Annotated in this window: 16 protein-coding genes and 1 tRNA gene; 12 read left to right on the forward strand and 5 right to left on the reverse strand. The window is 33.3% G+C overall.

Going from position 1 to position 19,870, the window contains the following annotated elements:
- Positions 1–45: 45 nt before the first annotated feature.
- Both hemC and hemA read right to left on the reverse strand, forming a co-directional pair.
- Entirely contained in the window at positions 46–1,632 is a 1,587-nt protein-coding gene (hemC, locus tag JS605_RS09195; RefSeq protein ID WP_203257428.1) for a hydroxymethylbilane synthase, read from the reverse strand.
- A gap of 143 nt (positions 1,633–1,775) precedes the next feature.
- Positions 1,776–3,041, reverse strand: a complete 1,266-nt coding sequence (gene hemA, locus JS605_RS09200; protein ID WP_203257429.1) for a glutamyl-tRNA reductase — start codon at positions 3,039–3,041, stop codon at positions 1,776–1,778.
- A 192-nt stretch (positions 3,042–3,233) separates the two neighbouring features.
- Here hemA and JS605_RS09205 point away from each other — a divergent pair, with 192 nt between their 5' ends.
- The 3 genes from JS605_RS09205 (at position 3,234) to JS605_RS09215 (ending at position 5,862) form a co-directional block, all read left to right on the forward strand.
- Positions 3,234–4,130, forward strand: a complete 897-nt coding sequence (locus JS605_RS09205) for an AraC family transcriptional regulator (protein WP_203257430.1) — start codon at positions 3,234–3,236, stop codon at positions 4,128–4,130.
- Between the two features lie 53 nt (positions 4,131–4,183).
- Positions 4,184–4,339, forward strand: a complete 156-nt coding sequence (locus tag JS605_RS09210; protein WP_203257431.1) for a hypothetical protein — start codon at positions 4,184–4,186, stop codon at positions 4,337–4,339.
- 167 nt (positions 4,340–4,506) lie between these two features.
- The gene (locus tag JS605_RS09215; RefSeq protein WP_203257432.1) at positions 4,507–5,862 is read left to right on the forward strand and encodes an MFS transporter; all 1,356 of its coding nucleotides are present in this window, start codon (positions 4,507–4,509) and stop codon (positions 5,860–5,862) included.
- A 50-nt stretch (positions 5,863–5,912) separates the two neighbouring features.
- On the opposite strand, the gene JS605_RS09220 is transcribed toward JS605_RS09215, so the two are convergent.
- Positions 5,913–9,416 carry a TraB/GumN family protein gene (locus JS605_RS09220; protein ID WP_203257433.1) on the reverse strand — a complete coding sequence of 1,168 codons (3,504 nt, stop codon included), beginning with the start codon at positions 9,414–9,416 and terminating at the stop codon, positions 5,913–5,915.
- Positions 9,417–9,561: 145 nt separating this feature from the next.
- Here JS605_RS09220 and JS605_RS09225 point away from each other — a divergent pair, with 145 nt between their 5' ends.
- The 6 genes from JS605_RS09225 to JS605_RS09250 all read left to right on the forward strand — a co-directional run bounded on the left by JS605_RS09225 (position 9,562) and on the right by JS605_RS09250 (position 14,973).
- Positions 9,562–10,161: a hypothetical protein gene (locus JS605_RS09225; protein ID WP_203257434.1), complete on the forward strand. Its 600-nt coding sequence runs from the start codon at positions 9,562–9,564 to the stop codon at positions 10,159–10,161.
- Positions 10,162–10,200: 39 nt separating this feature from the next.
- A complete protein-coding gene (gene hemH / locus JS605_RS09230; protein ID WP_203257435.1) occupies positions 10,201–11,238 on the forward strand; it encodes a ferrochelatase in 1,038 nt (345 codons plus the stop codon).
- Positions 11,238–12,590, forward strand: coding sequence for an MATE family efflux transporter (locus JS605_RS09235; protein WP_203257436.1), 1,353 nt, complete (start codon positions 11,238–11,240; stop codon positions 12,588–12,590). The genes hemH and JS605_RS09235 overlap by 1 nt, the downstream gene beginning before the upstream one ends.
- A 111-nt stretch (positions 12,591–12,701) precedes the next feature.
- Positions 12,702–14,180 carry a hypothetical protein gene (locus JS605_RS09240; protein WP_203257437.1) on the forward strand — a complete coding sequence of 493 codons (1,479 nt, stop codon included), beginning with the start codon at positions 12,702–12,704 and terminating at the stop codon, positions 14,178–14,180.
- A gap of 3 nt (positions 14,181–14,183) precedes the next feature.
- Positions 14,184–14,384, forward strand: a complete 201-nt coding sequence (locus JS605_RS09245; protein ID WP_203257438.1) for a hypothetical protein — start codon at positions 14,184–14,186, stop codon at positions 14,382–14,384.
- Between the two features lie 43 nt (positions 14,385–14,427).
- Complete coding sequence (locus JS605_RS09250) at positions 14,428–14,973, forward strand: CopD family protein (RefSeq protein ID WP_203257439.1); 546 nt, start codon at positions 14,428–14,430, stop codon at positions 14,971–14,973.
- Between the two features lie 4 nt (positions 14,974–14,977).
- On the opposite strand, the gene JS605_RS09255 is transcribed toward JS605_RS09250, so the two are convergent.
- The gene (locus tag JS605_RS09255) at positions 14,978–16,000 is read right to left on the reverse strand and encodes a LacI family DNA-binding transcriptional regulator (RefSeq protein ID WP_203257440.1); all 1,023 of its coding nucleotides are present in this window, start codon (positions 15,998–16,000) and stop codon (positions 14,978–14,980) included.
- 144 nt (positions 16,001–16,144) lie between these two features.
- A tRNA-Phe gene (locus JS605_RS09260) sits at positions 16,145–16,217 on the reverse strand.
- A gap of 147 nt (positions 16,218–16,364) precedes the next feature.
- Here JS605_RS09260 and JS605_RS09265 point away from each other — a divergent pair.
- From JS605_RS09265 to JS605_RS09275, 3 genes are read left to right on the forward strand one after another with little or no spacing between them, the layout of a single operon-like run.
- Complete coding sequence (locus tag JS605_RS09265; RefSeq protein WP_203257441.1) at positions 16,365–17,093, forward strand: type III pantothenate kinase; 729 nt, start codon at positions 16,365–16,367, stop codon at positions 17,091–17,093.
- Positions 17,093–18,409, forward strand: a complete 1,317-nt coding sequence (locus JS605_RS09270) for a hypothetical protein (protein WP_203257442.1) — start codon at positions 17,093–17,095, stop codon at positions 18,407–18,409. The genes JS605_RS09265 and JS605_RS09270 overlap by 1 nt, the downstream gene beginning before the upstream one ends.
- 18 nt (positions 18,410–18,427) lie before the next feature.
- The gene (locus tag JS605_RS09275; RefSeq protein ID WP_203257443.1) at positions 18,428–19,819 is read left to right on the forward strand and encodes a tetratricopeptide repeat protein; all 1,392 of its coding nucleotides are present in this window, start codon (positions 18,428–18,430) and stop codon (positions 19,817–19,819) included.
- Positions 19,820–19,870: the final 51 nt, after the last annotated feature.

Below are 19,870 nucleotides of genomic sequence, written 5' to 3' on the forward strand. Positions count from 1 at the left end.
TCGCGACAGTGGTGCCAATAGCTAAGAGCCAATGGCTAAAAGCCATCACACGTAATACTGATTTACCAACTCAATTACACTCTCTACAGTAGGTGCTTTTGCCACCCTAACATCTTTAAAATGCTGTTTAGCTTCTTTTGCTGTGGTTTCTCCAATACAAAATGCAATAACATCACTTTTATTACTGCGAACAAAACTTTCTACTGTTGATGGACTGTAAAACATAGCGCTCTCTACAGAATTTTCCACTTTACTACCATCATATTTAGTTTGGTAAGCTTCTACTTCATTTACTTCTATATTGTTTTCGCTTAAAATAGTAGGTAATGCATCTAATCTAATATCACTGCAAAAATAAGTGACTTCAGTACCTTCAATATACTCCACTAAATAGTCTGCTAGTGCTTTTGCGTTTTTAGCAGCATGCTTCACAGGACCTATTTTACGTTCTATCAAGCGCTTGGTTCGTCGCCCTACACAATAAATGTTTTTAAACTGTAATTCTGTAGCGGAATAATTTGTTATTAAGGCTTCTACGGCATTTTTACTAGTGATGATAACGTTTTCAATCTCTGATTTTAAAATTTGTGGACGAATACGGTTCAGACTTATTTTTATAAAATCATCACTTTTTGCAACTACTTTTTCATGAAACAGTTTTAGTTGGTCTTGGGTTAGCTTTTTTGTAGAAACCACATTGGTAACTTTATTGGAGTATTTAATCTCATCCATTAAACGTTTACCGCCACGTTCTATAATATAATCAGCGCAAAAGACAGCTAAATCCTCATGTTCACCTAATTTTTCAGAACGCTCTACTTGTATTTTTTTTGAACCATCTTTACTTAAAAGAATACCTTTAAAGACTACTTCTTCATCTTTGATTCTAGCTAAAGCGCCTATGGGTGCGGTACAACCGCCTTCTAAACGATTTAAAAATTTGCGCTCTATAGTAGTACAAATTTCAGTTTCTTCGTGGTTTAACGGGGCACAAGCTTCTTTTACGAATTCGTCTTCATCTAAAGCTGTAATCATAATAGCACCTTGTGCAGGTGCAGGAATCATCCAGTCTAAATTTATAGCTTCATCTGGTCTAATACCAATTCTACCAATGCCTGCAGCGGCGAAAATAGCACCATTCCAGTCGTTATCTTGAAGTTTTTGTAAACGGGAATTAACGTTGCCTCGTAAATCTGTAATGGTGTGTGTTGGGTAACGGTTTAGCCATTGCGCTTTTCGGCGTAAACTCCCTGTAGCAATTACAGCTTCTTTAGCGCTTAAAAACTCTTCGTTATCCTTAAAAACCAGTGTGTCATTTACATTACCACGTTTTAAAACGGCAGCTTGTATAATGCCCTTTGGCAATATTGTAGGCACATCTTTAAGGGAATGTACTGCAATATCTATATCATGGTTTAACATAGCGATATCTAAAGTACGTGTAAAAATACCTGTGATGCCTAATTCGTAAAGCGGTTTGTCTAACACCAAATCTCCAGTGGATTTTACAGGAACTAATTCGGTTTTATGTCCTTGATTTTCAAGTAAACTTTGTACTATTTTGGCTTGCCATAACGCCAATTCGCTATCGCGTGTACCAATTCTTATGGTTCTATTCTCTTTAGATTTCAAAATTATGGATGAATAAATTGAATTATTTTTTGATTAGTCAAGGCAAAAATAATAAGCATAGCCTTAGCTACGGTTAATTTTTTTAACGACGAGTAAGCGAAAAAGAAACGATTTATATTCGTCATTTTGAGGTTTAAAGAGAATCAAACATTTGTTTTTTGTGGTTCTTCTAACTGAAATACTTTTTTAATAAGATCCAGGCTATCATCTGTAGAAATAGCATCATCTTTTAAATGATGTGCAAAATGATTGGTAATTTTTTGAATGATTTTATTACTGATTAACGTGGCTTGTTCTTCGTTAAAATCAGATATTTTTTTGCGTTGTGTATCCAATTCTGCAGATGCAAAATCTGTGAGTTTATGTTTTAGGGCTTTTATAGTAGGTGCAAACTTTCTTGTTTCTAGCCAACTATTAAATTCAGCTTTTACTTCTTCTATAATCTCTTCTGCTAGAGGAATATGGGCTTTTCGTTTTTCTAAGGTTTCATCTGTAATTTTCGATAAATGATCTAAATGTATTAAAGAGACATTGTCTAACTCCTTTACATTTTCATCTACATTTTTCGGGATAGATAAATCTAGAATTAAAAGCGGTTTTTTGGTTTGGATGATGTGCTTATCAATCGTAGGGCGGTGCGCACCTGTAGCTACAATTAGAATATCAGATGTGCTGATTTCCTCTTGTAGATTAGCATAATCTTTCACTACCAAATTAAATTTACCAGCAATTCGTTCAGCTTTATCTTTTGTCCTATTTATTAAGGTAATATGTTCGTTTTGTGTGTGCTTTACCAAATTCTCACAGGTGTTTCTACCTATTTTACCAGTTCCAAAGAGTAGAATGTCTTTGTTTGAAACATCAGGGACATTTTTAAAGATGTATTGTACAGACGCAAAGGATACTGATGTAGCACCAGAAGAGATATTCGTTTCTGTTTTTATACGTTTACTTGCTTGGATTACAGCATTGACCAAACGTTCTGAAAAATGATTTAACAAACCATATTTTCTGGATAGTTTAGTACTGGTTTTTAGCTGACTTATAATTTCAAAGTCGCCTAGAATTTGACTGTCCAATCCAGAACCTACACGAAACATGTGTGCAATGGCTTCCTTATTTTTATAGATATAAGCTACGTCTCGAAATTCTTCTACAGTACCGTTAGTGTTATCACAAAGCAACTCTATAAGTTGGTAGGGATGTTGCGCAAAACCGTAAAGTTCAGTTCTATTACAGGTAGAAGTTACAATAAGGCTTTCTACTCCATTAGCTTTAGCTTGGTTAAGCAATGCGTGTTTAGCATCGTTATCTAAACTAAAACGACCTCTTGTATCTGCATCGGCTTTTTTGTAACTTAAACCAACAGCATAAAAAGAACTACCTTTACTAATGTTGTATTTTTGCATTACCTGATTTGAAATTGCTAAACAAAAGTAGACCGATTGCTCAAGAAAAAATAACGCTCAAAGAACTTTTAATATCGTTTGTGGTTTTTTGAGCTCATTTCGACAAAAAATATGATAAATGTCATATTTTAGTAGTGAATTTGGCAGTTTCGATTGTTTTAATTTAGAACAATTCTAAATAAAAAAGAAAAAATGAACGAAAAAAATGACTTAAAAAGTATCGCTAAAAGTACTTTTAATGAAACACTAGTTGAAGCTGGTTTTTTAATATTAACATACAAAAATGACGACAGTGAGATCCAACACGTTGCTAAAGACATAGATAGCACATTTATTCAATTTCATTTTTGTATCAAAGGTGGTACTACATTTGTATTTAATCAAGGGCGTTATAGCTTAGATATACATGAAGAAAACTCTTTATTGCTTTATAACCCGCAACGTGAATTACCGATAGATTTAAAAGTTTTACCTAATTCGTGGATCGTTTCTATTTTAATATCTATTAAAAAATTCCACAGTTTATTTTCTCAAGAAGCAGATTATATCTCGTTTTTGAATTCTGAAAATAAGGATAAGAAATATTATAAAGATGGTGCTATTACACCATCCATGGCAATTGTTCTAAATCAATTAATAAATTTTAGTTTAAATACATCAATAAAGTCGTTGTATTTTAAAGGGAAAGCTTATGAGCTATTGAGTTTATATTTTAACAGAAGCGAAGATGCAGACGTAGAGCAGTGTCCGTTTTTAGTAGATGAAGCCAATGTTATTAAAATACGAAAAGCAAAAGATATTATAGTAGCTAGAATGGCAGAGCCGCCAACTTTACAAGAATTGGCTGATGAAATAGGGTTAAATATTAAAAAGTTGAAAGAAGGATTTAAGCAAATTTATGGGGATTCTGTTTTTAGTTTTTTATTTGACTATAAGATGGAAGTCGCCAGGAAATTACTGGAAACTGGGGAAAATAATGTAAATGAAGTTGGGCTTAAAGTAGGTTACAGCACCTCAAGTCATTTTATAGCAGCGTTTAAAAAGAAGTATGGTACAACCCCTAAAAAGTATGTCATGTCATTGAGTTAGAGGTGTGTAAGTTTTTTTTATTACTTTTGACTAAACCCCAAACCTAAAATATTATGAAATTCTTAACCCCTGAGATAGAAGCCCTATCAAAATTTACTCAAACTAAGTCGCTCGCAAAGCTAGGTACTTCTTGTGGTATTTTTCAAGATTGTAATCCAAATTCTAAGCCTTCAATCAGCTATTACAACAGGAAAACAGCTCGTAAATAGGGCTGCCATTTTTCTTTTTCTAAACTAGAATAAGTAACTATTTTAAAACCTGCGAAAAAACATAAAATAAGCTGTTAAATTACAGTATTTTAACTGTGAAAAACATCTATGTTTGCCAAATCTAAGTATTTAAATACGTATTAATACTTAAATTAAAAACATAAAACATGGATGCACTAAGTACAAGTAAGGCTACTAAAATTAAACTCACAGATTTTAAAACGGTTCAAATGCGAACCTTTCATTTAAGTTGGATTGCATTCTTCTTATGTTTCTTTGGTTGGTTTTCCCATGCACCTTTAATGAAATCTACCATAGCTGTAGATTTGGAATTAACTAAGGCACAAACCACTTTAGCCTTTATAGCATCAGTTGGGGTTACTATTTTTGCACGATTGCTTATAGGTTCTTTATGTGATAAAATAGGTCCTCGAAAAAGCTACGTATATTTATTGGTTTTTGGAGCCATAGCTGTTGCAGGTTCTTCTTTCGCTAATACGTGGGAAACTTATTTAATTTCTAGGCTTGCTATTGGTGTTATTGGAGCGTCGTTCGTAATTACGCAATATCATACTTCTGTAATGTTCGCACCTAATGTGATTGGTATCGCCAATGCTACTACAGCTGGTTGGGGTAATCTTGGTGGTGGTGTTACAAATGCTACCATGCCATTAATTGCTGCTGGAGTAGCGGCATTTGGTTTAGCAGAGGCTACAGAGTCTTGGAGAATTGCTATGTATGTCCCTGCAATTATAATGTTATTCGTTGCCTTTTTGTATTGGAAATACACTACAGATTGTCCTAAAGGAAATTATGCAGATCTACCAGATGAAAGACCACAAACTAAAAAAGGTGAGAAAGGTTTGTTCTTAACTGCGGCTTCAGATAAGCGTGTGTGGATTTTATTTTTAATGTATGCAGGTTGTTTTGGAATGGAGTTATTCGTTACTGGAAAAGCATCTACGTATTATCAAGAAAAGTTTAGCTTAAGTCAGGAGGCTGCTGGATTTATTGTGCTATTTTTTGGTGCTATGAATTTGTTTGCCCGTTCTACAGGTGGTTGGATTGCTGATAAATTTGGTAAAAACTCTGGGTTGAATGGAAGGGTAAAAATATTAGTATATGTGGTGGTTGCTGAAGGTTTAGCATTACTATTATTCTCCCAAATGAATTCTTTAACATTGGCTGTAACTTCTATGGTGTTTTTCTCTTTATTTGTACAAATGGCAGAAGGCGCCACATATTCTGTAGTACCTTTTATTAATAGAAAAGCTTTAGGGGCGGTATCTGGTATTGTAGGTGCTGGTGGAAATGTGGGTGCGGTATTATATGCGCAGTATTTACTAAGAAGTGGTTCTAGCTTGCAGGAGGCATTTTTTGCCTTTGGTTTTGTAGTGGCTATCGTAGGTTTCTTAGGTTTATTAGTAAAGTTTTCTCCTGCTGAAGAGCAGGCTGCTAAAGATGAGCAAAAGCGTTTGGAAGATTTACAGAAAGAAGTTGATATTATACAGAAAGCGGCATAGCAAACAAAGTAGGTACTTTAAAAAATGAATATGTGCTAACACTATCTAAGTTAGTACATATTTATTTTTATACGTTGTCTCGTTTTGTGTTTTATTTGTAGCATGATATCTTCAATAATGTCTTTCTCAGTTTTGTAACCCGATATTGAAATCCCACGCTTTAATCCTGTGTAGTAGGGCTTAAGTTTATACATGTTGTTCTTAGGATCTTCAAAGGCAATAACATGTAAAAATTCGTTTTGTTCATTCTGTCGTTTGTCGGTACGTTTATAGAGAAATAAGCGAATAGGTTTGTCATTATCAGTATTAAAACGTTTTTCTTCTAAGAGTGTAATGGTGTTTTCAGAAGGCTTAAAAAAACTATTGGCAAACAACTTAGATTTTGCATAGGCTTGTAAATCCACAACATTAATTTCTGTGTCACTTAAAACATTATAGATTTTAAGCTTTGGTATTAGTTTGTATTGCGCAGCATCATTTAAAAGCGTTTTATCTTTTAATGGATTAGAAATTACTTCTTTGTTCTTTTTTAACAAGGCATAGTATGTTGTAAGACTTTCCCAATCCTCAGTTTCTAAGAGGCGTTGGTAGAACACATCTACATTTTTTTCATGCCTGTAAGGGAATAATAATTTCACATAATTTTCTAATGACGACATATTTTTAAAGCTGTAAGAATACCGCTGTTTATTGCCCAGGCTGCGTTTTACTTGAATTTTAGCATCATTAATAATTTGTTTTTTAAATTTTTTATAAACGTTTGGTTTTACAAGATTACTGTCTAGCGAATTTGCAAGAAGTCTATATATAGGTGCTTTGTATTCTTCAATACTTGAAAAATTTAATAATTCTGGAAACAATACTTTTACTGATTTTAAAGAATCGGTTGTTTTACTGTAAGAAGAAAAATAAGGGGTTTTAGAACCTAAGGGTAAATCGTCATTTAACAATTCCAAAACAAACATAAAGGAAGCTTTGTCTTTTCGTTGAAAAAAGGCATTGAGAATAATGTTTTGTATGGCTGGTTGTGAGTAAGATTGCAAATATAAGGTTTTGGCAAACTGGGTAACTTTTTCACTTTTATCGTTTGTTATAAGCTGGCGAATTAAATGGTTTTTAATTTGGGTTTTGTTTTCAGGAAAATCAAAATGTTCTATTAGGGTAATAATTTCACTACTATGTTGTTTAGAAAATTCTAACTCATTATAACCATTTAAAGCAATACTGTCATCCGCTTTTAGTGCCTTAAAAAAAACGTTGGTTTTATCTTCAAAAATATCTTTTCCAAGTAAGGTGTCCATTGGTGTAAATGTATCATAGAATTCTGTTAAGAATTTTGAAGGTTTGCTTATAGAATCTGTAAGTGCTGCCAATTGATATAGAACCCCTTTTTTATGAATATACTTTAAGAGAATTTCTTTAGAGCTAAGGGAATCCCTAAGTTTATAAGTGTAGTAATTATAATCGTTTTCACTGTAACGTTTTTTGTCTACAGGTTTTAAATTTTTTGCATCAAATGATTTGGGTGCAAGTGCTAAGAAGCCAGGTTTTTTGTGTAATTGGTTCCAAAGGCTATCTGTATTCTTAAACATTTTTAAATCGTGAAACTTAGTTCTTTTTATGGTAATTTGTTCATTGGCTTTAGTGGTATAAACGGTGTTTTTTATCGTTTCTTCATAGGTTTTTTTACGTTTAAAATTATCATAAAGTTCGTTGAATGCTAAGGGTGATTTTACAGGGGAGTTTACCGTAAAAAATAGGGAAGTATCAGTAACTTTTTTAAAATTGCTATAGTTAGCCTTTTCAAATTTTAACGATTCAAAATAGGAGGTAGCCTTGTCCTTTTCGTTTCCATAATATCCCATAATGTAGTAGCTGCCATCTTTTACTACAGATTTTAACCAGAGCTTGTCTTTTGATGTGGAATCTATAACCACAGATGATATTGCACTATGATAAACATCCTTTTTCATTTCAACTGTAACGTCTTTTATGTCTAAGTTTTTATAAAAACTGGTATGGATGTATTTCGCCTCAAAAGCATCTTCTTCAATATATTCCACATCATGTTTGGGGGATTCTTGAAAAAAGTAAAACGCATTATTTTTACCTCGTGCTTGTATTAATTTTTTACCTGTATGCTCTAAATTTGCTGTAATGTAATTCTCAGGACATTTAAAAGTGTATTTCCCATAGGGTTCTTTAAATATCGTCGTGTTGTAACTTATGGGCTTGAAACGTAGGGAGCTAAAAATTTCTGCCTCATGTAATAACACAAAGTCTTTTTTGCCTCCAAATTTTATTACTATAATTTCTAGAGGGGTTTTATATATGTGGTATTTTTGATAATCTCCTTTTTTAGTTTTATTTAAAATGCTAACGCCAGGATACGGTGTTTTAAATTCTTCTTTCTTTATAATGGTTCCCGGGACATCTTCATAAAGGAGGTTTTTAATAAAATTTAAGTCAACCTTACTATCCTTATTTGGCAGATACTCAAAGGTGTTTAATCGGTTTATAGTTAGGTAAGCACCGTTGGTCATATCTGGAGCTACATAATATTTTATACCTTCAGCATTAAACTCTCTTAAAGCATCAAAGCTTTTAATACTTATAAAGCCATCAGAGGTAGAGTGCAAGGCCATTTTGGGCATGGTAAACGTTTGCTCAAGTTTGTCCTTTTCATCCCTAGCATATTTGGTTTGTTTGGATACCAAGGGTTTTATCGTATAGCCTCTATTTTTTAACATATTTAGCATTCCCTTTTTTCCACCTAAATGCGCAGCACCTACACCAGAAAACACTATTTTTTTATGCATTAAAGAGTCTAGAACATTAACCATGTTTTCGTTGCGTTTAAACAGCATGTGTTCCCTGTAATAATTCGTGTTTGTGGCGGCTCCTATAGAGTCTAATAATTCAATATCACGATCACGGTACACATCTTCCTGAAACATAAACATGTTTTTCTTCTCCATAAGTTTTATAAACCAGTCATCTGGTTTACGCTTGTTCATGTTATAGCTCGCTTTTGTGGTAAGGTAGCGCGATTCTCTAAAGTCTTCTAGCCCTATTACTTGTTTGTTGTTCTTTTTGCCAGCTTGATAAATAAACATATCTAGATACGTTTCTTCTTCAAAATCATCAACATAAGAGTTTTTTCTATATAGATAGCTATTTATCAGGTAATTGTCAAACCTAATAACGCTTCGCATTTGCATGGGGTCTAATGGCGATAACCTAAATAAGTTGGTGTAGAAATTGTTTCCATATAAAAAACTATCAAAATCATAATTAAACCCAAAGTCTTCGTGCATGTACTTTAACCATTGTGTGGGGTCGGATTCCAAAGCGACACACTCACTTTTATTCAATGCTTCATAAAACACATCATCTAATCTAAAAGCCACTTTACTACTTACATGCATAGTGCCATATATGTACGATGGGTGTTCTAATCCATTTCCTGAGATTTCCCAAAGCAGACTTTTTTCTTGGGAAAAGGAGAAACAATAGATTAAAGAAACTAATAAAAGTAGTGGTATGTTTTTCATCTTAAATTATTGAATTGTTAAATATAGAAATAAAAAGCCTGTCGGGTAATGTAAATGAGTTAATAGATTTTTTCAATGAGCGAACGTGTAATTCATAAGGCTATTGTAAAATTTGTGTCGTATTTTTGTTGTGAATAAATACTTTATGAGATTTTTAACAATAGTAGTACTTGCGTTTTTATTTACAGTTTCATCGTTTTCGCAATCCCATAGTGAGGACATCAAAAAGGAAGCTCAAATTTACTATGATTATATGACCGAAATGGACCTTGATGGTATTTTGGATTATATGTATCCGAAAGTATTTGATATGGCGTCAAAGGAACAAATGAAAACGGGAATGCTACAGATGTTTGATTCGCCACAACTAAAAGTCGAGTTTCTTTCTAATGAAGTAACAAGTGTAAGCCAGGTAGAGGAAGTTGAAGGTGTAAATTATGCATTAGTGTACTACAAAAGCGAGATGCGCATGACGTTTTTAACTGAAAAAGATAAATCTGAAGAAGAGCGAAAGTCTCATTTAGATCTAATGAAGAGCACTTTGGCAACACAATTTGGTGCTGAAAATATAACAATTGATACTGCAACAACGTCTTTAGTTATTAGCCATGATGCCAGTATGTTTGCTATTAAAGACCCGCAATATGATGGATGGAAATTTTTAGCAAATGAAAAAAATATGGAAGCTCTAGTTAATACCATGATACCAGAAGCAGTAAGAAGTAGACTTTCAGAAAAAGATTAGAGGCGTAACATCCAGTAAAAATTGTAAAGAAAGAGAAAAATGAAAGGTATTCTTTTGGTAAATTTAGGTTCTCCCGATAGTCCGGAACCCAAAGATGTAAAAAAATATTTAGGCGAGTTTTTAATGGACGAACGTGTTATTGATGTGCCATTGTGGGCCAGAACTTTGCTGGTTAAAGGCATTATTTTAAACACGCGACCAAAAGCATCTGCAAAAGCCTATAAAAAAATATGGTGGAAGGAAGGTTCACCGTTAATTGTACTTTCTGAAAAACTGCAAGCAAAAGTACAAGATAAGTTAGAGTATCCTGTAGCTTTAGCCATGCGGTACGGCAGTATGACTATTAAAAAAGGGCTTCAAGAATTGGTCGATAAAGGGTGTACAGAAATAAAAACAATTCCGTTGTATCCGCAATTTGCAATGGCTACTACTGAGACTATTGATGTAAAGGTTGATGAGCTTGTTGCAAACTATTTTCCTCAAGTAACTATTACGAGAACACCTGCATTTTATGGTCGGGAGGATTATATAAATGTACTTTCTAAAAGTATTGCCGAAAAGCTTGATGGGCTAGACTACGAACATATTTTGTTTAGCTACCATGGTGTGCCGGAGCGACACATTCGAAAAAGTGATATTACCAACGGCAATTGTAAAATGGATGGTAAATGTTGCTTTAAAAAAGGAAGTAAACAGCATGAGTTTTGCTACCGACACCAATGTGAAATTACCACAGTAAATATTGCTAAAAAATTAAAATTAAAAAACGGGACTTACTCTACAACGTTTCAATCTAGGTTAGGTTTTGATCCTTGGCTACAACCCTATACAGATCGTACTATAGAGCGTATGGGAAAGGAAGGTGTAAAGAAAATGGCTATTGTGACTCCTGCCTTTGTTAGTGATTGTTTGGAGACCTTAGAAGAAATTGCCATGGAAGGCGAAGAAATATTCCATGAGGTTGGAGGAAAAGAATTTACGGTTATTCCTTGTTTGAATGATCGTGAGGATTTCGCCCAAGTTATAGCTAATATAGCAGAGGAGTGGGAAACTGTTGAAAAACCCTTAACCGTTTAATGGCTAAAGTTTCATCACAAGACTTAGGCACACAACCCATTGGTAAACTTTTAATAAAACAAGCTGTTCCAGCATCTATTGGTATTCTAGTAATGTCTCTAAATATTTTAGTAGACACTATTTTTGTTGGGCAATGGATAGGCGCTACTGCTATTGCAGCTATAAATGTTGTACTCCCAGTTTCTTTTTTTATTGCTGCTTTAGGAATGGCTATAGGTATTGGAGGTTCTTCAATAATATCAAGGGCATTAGGTGCTGATAATATCAAAAAAGCGCGAATCACTTTTGGTAATCAAATTACACTAACACTACTGGTTACCATTACTATGGTAATGCTAGGATTATGGTTTATTAATAGTATTATTCCAGCCTTTGGTGGTAAGGGTAATATTTTAGAACCAGCAACTGTATATTATAGAATTGTATTATATGGAGTGCCTTTTTTAGCGCTTTGTATGATGGGAAATACGGTAATAAGAGCTGAAGGTAAACCTAAATTTGCAATGTATGCAATGATGATACCTTCTGTTGGAAATTTACTTCTAGATTATATTTTTATTAATGTGTTAGATTGGGGGATGATGGGAGCAGCATGGGCTACAACAGGCTCTTACCTTTTATGTTTTGCTTTTATTATTTGGTTTTTCTTATCAAAACATTCAGAATTAAAATTATTAAAATGCCATTTTGGATTACAGAAAGGTATTGTGTCAGAGATAGGTTCATTGGGTTTTGTTACGCTATCAAGGCAAGCTGTGGTTAGTATTACTTATTTATTTATGAATAATATTCTATTCGATTTAGGAGGAGAAACTTCAGTTACAGCTTATGCTATAGTTGGTCGTATGCTCATGTTTGCCTTATTTCCTGTGTATGGTATTACACAGGGGTTTTTGCCAATTGCAGGATTTAACTATGGTGCTTCAAAGTTTGAGAGAGTAAAAGAAACAATTTCTACAGCAATTTTATACGCATCAGGTTTAGCAACGCTAGTATTTATAATGTTAATGGTGTTTCCAGAAGAGATAACGCGACTATTTACTTCAGATACAAATGTACTTTTAGAAACTCCTCCTGCTATGCGTTGGGTGTTTGCTGCAACTCCTATTATAGCAATACAGCTTATTGGTGCAGCCTATTTTCAAGCTGTGGGTAAAGCAATTCCAGCATTATTATTAACACTTACACGACAAGGTTTTTTCTTTATTCCACTCATTTTAATCTTACCTAACTTCTATGGAGAACATGGGGTTTGGATGTCTTTTCCTATTGCTGATGTATTGTCAACTATTGTAACAACTATTTTTTTGCGTCGAGAAGTAAAGTTAAATCTATTGTCAGAGGCTGGATAACATTTTTATTTGATTTTGGGTAGTGTATATTAAGAACTAATGTAAAACTTATAGATCTATTTGCAAAGAATTAATTTTTAATATTTTTGTAAATTCTTACATTTATTTTTGATGCCTAACTTTATTCAAACAGAAATAAAAAAAATCACGGATGTATCATCATTTTTGAATGATATATTTAAAGATGTGTATAATTTATCTCTTGTTCAAATAGCTAGAAGCCTTAGTGTTTTTAATAATTATATATCTCATTTTAGGAATGATATCTTTGGGTTAATTGAATTTCCCTATGTAGATAAGGTTTATAGAGATTCCTATTACCACTACTATGCTTCAAAAAATCAAGAATATAAAAGAGATTGTATCAGAGTCTCTTTTTTTGATAGAGAATTAAAAATAAGTGATTTTAGAGACCCTGAAAGATATGATGATATTAATAATTCTTATTTGGGTTTTGTGGTCATTAGACCTACATTTCCTCATATCATGGGAAGGTCAATTGTTTCTCCTAAAGCGATTATTACAAATAATTTTAAAATATGTAGTGTGTTAACTAGTACAACAGCTAACGGTTTAAAATTGAGTGTTTCTGGTTTTCCCCATTCTTCTCAAAATACGGAGACTATCGCATGTGCTGAAACTACCATCTGGTCCGTCATGGAATATTTTGGAATTAGATATCCAGAATATACACCTACATTACCCTCTAAAATTGGAGCTATTCTTTCACAACATTCGTTTGAAAGGTTACTACCTTCAAAAGGATTAAGAGCAGACCAAATATCATATGCTTTAAGAGAGTTAGGTTTCGGTGTTAAATTGTATCACAGAGAAGTTTATGGTAAAGATTTATTTTTAATTTTATTAAGAATGTATATAGAATCTGGAATCCCTGTAATTTCAGCTATTCAATCAAATACAATAGGACATGCTCAATGTATTATTGGTAGAGCAAGATTTACTGATAATGATGTAGATGAATTAAATAATTCTGAAGAAATAGGGAAGGGAGTGAGTTTATTAGATATTGAAAAAATGAACTTGGAATATGTTTTTATTGACGATAATTACCCTCCTTATCAAATTACTCAATTAGAAAATCCTGGTGGTTTTTATAGTGATGAAGGTTTTAAAGAATGTGAAATTACAAGTTTTATTGTTCCTCTTTATTCTAAAATATACTTAGATGCTGATGCAGCTAGAGCATATGTTAAATCTTTAATTAAGCAGTATATACATAATTTAGATTTGTTAAAAGATGAAGAGGTTATTCTTAAAGTGTTTCTTGCTTCATCTAGATCATATAAGGATTATGTTAGTTTGAACAGCTTAATTGACAGTTTGCCCAAAGAATTGATTTTAAGAGTACCTATGCCGAAATTTGTCTGGGTTGCTGAATTAAGTAATAGAGATTTAATAAAGAATAATTTGATAAACGGACTGTTAATAGTTGATGCTACTGAAACTAAACATCATGGATTAATTGCAGGTTTCATAGGAAATTACTACTTTTCAGAAAACTTAAATGAAATTGTACAAATTAATGTACCTTTGCAACCATTTAAAAACTACAGTAATAATCTTAGATAATCAATGAGTAAATCTATCAAAGAATACTACGAGAGTCTGATTAAAGAACTAGAGGTTGAAGCAACTGTAAAAATTCTAGATGACGAAATAACTGAAAAAATATTTAATGGTATTGATGAAGATTTGGAAGAGTTTAAAGTAGAGAATCAGAAGCGTGTTAAAGAGACACTAGAAAAAATCTCAAACGTTGTGTTCACATCTTAGAAAATAAAAAGACTTCTACAAAAATGTTAATAATTAGGTTTTAATGACATATTTCTACCTAAAAGCATTTCACCTCATATTTGTAATTACGTGGTTTGCTGGCTTGTTTTATATCCCACGACTTTTTGTGTACCAAATAGAAGCGTTTCATAAGCCATCTCCCGAAAAAGAAATTTTAGGAAAGCAATTAAAACTCATGGCTAAGCGCTTGTGGTTTATCATCACTTGGCCATCAGCGATACTAGCGTTAATTTTTGGTTTAACCCTATTTTATATCAACCCTACATTGTTTTACATGCCATGGATGCAAGTTAAATTGGGTTTTATTGTTTTGTTATTTGCGTATCACTTAAAAACGCATCAATACTATAAACAATTACAAAGGGATGAAGTAAAAAAATCATCCAGCTATATGCGTATTTGGAATGAGGGCGCCACTTTTATCCTGTTTGCAGTTATTTTTTTAGTCATCCTAAAAAGTGCAATTAATTGGATTTGGGGCGTTATAGGTATTGTTGTTCTAGGGATCTTAATTATGCTAGGTTTTAAGATGTATAAGAATATCCGAGAAAAAAATCCTGAAGCCTAAGGTTTTAAAGTGGTTTTGTGCTCTCTCTGGCAATTAAGCTAGTTTTTACCACTTTGGTAACAAAAGGTTTGTTTTGGTCTTCATTTTCAATACGGTCTATTAAAATATCTGTAGCCGTTTTACCAATAAATTTACCATGTTGGCTTATGGCAGAAATAGAGGGTGTTACATGTTGTAATAGTTTTCCATTTGTAAAGCAAGCAATAGCCATTTCCTCTGGTATTTTATAACGCATGTGCTTTACAATACGCAGTGCATTTACTGCTGCACTCTCTTCTAAACACAACAAGCCATCAATAGTTTTATCGGCGAGCACAATTTTTAAGGCGGTATCAAAATCTTCAAATTTTCCAATCCTCACAATAAGCTTTTCTTCAATGGGGATGTTAGATGTTTCTAAAGCTTTTTTATAACCCTCAACCCTAAGTTTCCCAACGCTTAAATTGTCAATTACAGAAATTAAGGCTACACGCTTACATCCTGTTTTAATAAGGTGTTCGGTAGCTTCAAAAGCACTTTCCATATCGTTAACAATTACTTTATCGCAAGTAATGGTATCAGAAACTCTATCAAACATTACTATAGGTACACCCTCATTTATCGCATTTTGTAAATGGGCATATTGTTGTTTTACTTGAGTTTCTTCTGCTAACGAGATAATAATACCATCAAGAGTATCGCTTTTTAATAATTCCAGTGTTTTTACTTCTTTTTCATAAGATTCGTTAGAGATACACGATATAAGATGGTAGCCATGTTCTGTGGCTTTGGTCTCAATACCTACAAATACTTTTGCAAAAAAACTATTCATAATATTGGGAATAATTACCCCAATGGTTTTTGTTTTTTTGTGCAGTAAACTAAGGTCTATGCTTTTAGACTTATAATTATTCTCCCTGGCATAGGCTACAATTTTTTCTTTGGTACTGGTGCTAATTTCATAGCTATCACTTAATGCTTTAGACACTGTGGCGATAGACACCCCAAAGGTATTGGCAATATGTTTTAATGTAATGCGTTTGGGCATTTTAAGTCTTAAATTAACCTTCTTAGGTAAGAATTACAAAGCTAAGAATTAATCATGGAAATTTTATGTAGCTGGGTTTTGTAATTGAAGTTCATTACTAAAAACAAAAAATCCCGTAAACAAAAATGTTTCGGGATTTTGTTGTGGTACCTCCAGGAATCGAACCAGGGACACAAGGATTTTCAGTCCTTTGCTCTACCAACTGAGCTAAGGTACCTCGCCAAAGCGGTTGCAAATATAAATTCAATTTTATTATCCACCAAAATAAAAATAATAAAAAGTGTGCTATTTTTTATCCCAACAATTATAAGTTTTTTAAGATTTAAGTAAATGTGGTTTTGTAGTTTTACGTTTTTCTAAGGCGATGAATTTAATTATAGATGTTGGGAATACTTTTGTGAAACTTGCTGGTTTTGAAAAAGATAAACTTGTTTTTAGGGAAACAACAAAGCTATCAGGAGTGGTTGAGGTAGTAAATAAACTAAAAGAAAGTTATCCTGAGCTAAAGCAAGGTATTGTATCATCAGTAGGGCGATTAAAAAGCAAACAAATAGATGCCATTAGTAAAAATTTTAATGTGTTAGAACTTACCCATAAAACAAAAGTTCCCTTTAAAAACAGTTATGATACTCCTAAAACCCTTGGTATAGATAGAATTGCCTTGGTAAGTGCATCAGTGTACCACTATCCAGATAACAATGTATTGATTATTGATGCAGGAACCTGCATAACGTATGATTTTATTACTGATAAAAACGAATATTTAGGAGGTGCTATTTCTCCAGGATTACGAATACGCTATAAAGGGTTAAATAATTTAACGGCAAATTTACCGTTGTTAGAAACTAAAATACCAAAACATTTTTTGGGAACATCAACAAACAGCTCCATACATTCTGGAGTAGTTAACGGTGTTGTAAATGAAATAGATGGCTTTATAAGTGCCTATAAAGACAAATATCCAGATTTAACAGTTATTTTAACAGGAGGAGATGCTAATTTCTTGTCAGAACAATTAAAAAGTAGCATATTTGCCAACTCTAATTTTCTGTTGGAAGGGCTAAATTATATATTAGAATTTAATACAAACTAATGATAAAAAAACTTTTAGTAGTTTTTGTTGCTATTTTCACTTTCTCGTCTTATGCCCAAGAGGGTACAGCCTCTCCTTATTCGTTTTATGGAATAGGTAGTTTAAAATTTAGGGGGACTGTAGAAAATAGAAGTATGGGAGGGATTAGTATCTACACGGATAGTATCCACATGAATTTACGAAATCCAGCTACATTCACGGGGCCAAATTTGTTAACGTTTAATAATAAAAGCAGACCTGTAAAGTATACCGTTGGAGGTACTTACTCGTCTACAAACCTAAAAAGCGATTCTGGTACTGCAAATGTATCCTCTACAACTTTTGATTATTTTGCATTAAACCTACCAGTTGGAAAGTTTGGTGTAGGCTTAGGCTTGTTGCCTTATACTGCAGTAGGTTACAGGCTAGAAACAGAGAATGCTGAGGGACTCACAACAAGTAGATTTAATGGAGAAGGCGGTTTAAATAAAGCCTTTTTAGGGTTTGGTTATAGTATATTAGATAATTTAAGTGTTGGTGTTAATGCGCAATACAATTTTGGAAACATTCAAAATAGTGCCATAGAATTTCGTTTTGATAATGATGGAGTACCCTTATTTTCCCAATCTAGAGAAAATAACCGTTCTGATTTAAGCGGCTTAAACTTAGATTTTGGAGTGTACTATAAAACAAAGCTGAACAAATCATTAGAGCTAACAACAGCATTCACGTATACACCAGAAAGCAATATCACTTCTCAAAATAGAAGGGCGCTTTCTACTGTTAACGTTGGTACTTCAGGTCAAGAAGTAGTATTAAATACCATACAAGTAGATCTTGAGCCCCTAGGCTTATTAGAAACAGATTTAGTATTACCCTCAAAATTTTCATTTGGAGCAGGTGTAGGGAAGCCCAGAAAATGGTTTGTAGGGGCAGAATATGAATCACAGCAACTAAGAGACTTCAACAATCCATTTTATACTTCTGGGGCTACAATCTATGATGATGGTTACCGGTATTCTGTTGGAGGCTTTTACATACCAGAGTACAATGCCTTTTCTGGCTACTTTAAACGACTGGTTTACAGGGCTGGTTTTAGATCAGAAGATACAGGGCTGGTTATATTCAATAACGGAAGCAAACAACAAATTAAAGAGTTTGGCATATCTTTTGGAGTAGGTATACCAGTCGGGGAATTTGGTTCTAATGCAAATGTAGGATTTGAGATTGGAAGAAGAGGTACCACCAATGACAACCTAATTCAAGAGAACTTTATAAATTTTCAGATTAGTTTATCTTTGAACGATAGATGGTTTCAAAAACGAAAATATGATTAACAGAGTAACAGGATTATCATGAAAACAAAAATTACATTTTTAACTTTTTTATTCGCTTTCTTAATGTTAGGAGTAAGCGGTGTGAATGGACAGACGCAAGAAGAGAATATGGCTAAATTGTCTATAATGACAGAATATGCCAAAGCTAAGAATTATGAGGCGGCTTATACCCCTTTTACAGAATTATGGAGCAATACCCCTCAATTTAGCCGTGCCATATACGTGTATGGAGAGAAAATTTTAGACTACAAGTTAGATAATACCTCAGGTGATGAAAAAGTGGGTTATATAAATGACTTAATAAAGTTATGGAAAGATAGAAGGACCCATTTTGCATCTAAAACTCCTGAAGGAGAATATGCAGCAAAAGCTTGTCAATTAATGTTTGATAATAAATCTGTTTTAGGTAAGACAGATGAAGAATTGTATGATTGTTTTGACGCTGCTTACACAGCTGATAAAGAAACCTTTAAAAACCCTAAAAGTCTTTACACATACTTCTATTTAATGGTAAAGTTATATGATGCAGGTAAAAAGCCAGCAAAGGACTTATTCAATAAATACGATGATGTAGTTGAAAAGATTGAAGAGGAAGTTCAAATTGCTTCCCAAAAGTTAAATAAACTTGTAGAAAAAGAAGAAGCAGGTACACCACTTACATCTAAAGATGCAAGATATAAAAAGTACTATGGTCAGGTTTTAAATGCTTTCGATCAAATATCTGGTAGTGTAGATACACAATTAGGAGATCGTGCAAATTGTGCTAACTTAATTCCTTTATACACCAAAGATTTTGAAGCACATGCTACCGATGCTATATGGCTAAAACGTGCAGTAAGCAGAATGTTTTATAAGGAATGTACAGACGATCCATTATACGAAAAACTGGTAAAAGCTTATGATGAAACAGCACCATCAGCAGATACAAAATATTTCGTAGCTACCATTCTTCTTAAAAATGGAAAAACATCAGAGGCTGAAGGCTATCTAAAAGAAGCTTACGATTTAGAGGAAGATACCTTTAAAAAAGCAAAATTAGCTAACAGAATCGGGTTGATATTAAAGAAGAAAGGAAGATATGGGCAAGCAAGAAGTTACTTTAGAAATGCTTTAAAACTCAATCCATCAAACGGACGCCCACACTTGTCTATAGCAGCGATGTATGCTGCGAGTGCTAAGGATTGTGGATCAACAAACTTTAATAAAAGAGCAGTGTACTGGTATGCTGCACAAGAGGCTAGAAAAGCATCTCGTGTAGATCCTACTCTAAGTAAAGCGGCATCGCAAAGTGCAGCTAACTATGAAGCAAAGGCACCTCAAAAATCAGAAATTTTTACTGAGGGTAATAGCGGACAAACCATAACCATTGGTTGTTGGATTGGAGGTTCTGTAAAAGTACCAAATATTTAATGCGGGAGTGCCCTTTTACATACAAGAGATTAAACATAGTCATAGCAATTG

Origin of the sequence: Hyunsoonleella ulvae (assembly GCF_016827605.1) — a bacterium.
Lineage (GTDB): Bacteria > Bacteroidota > Bacteroidia > Flavobacteriales > Flavobacteriaceae > Jejuia > Jejuia ulvae.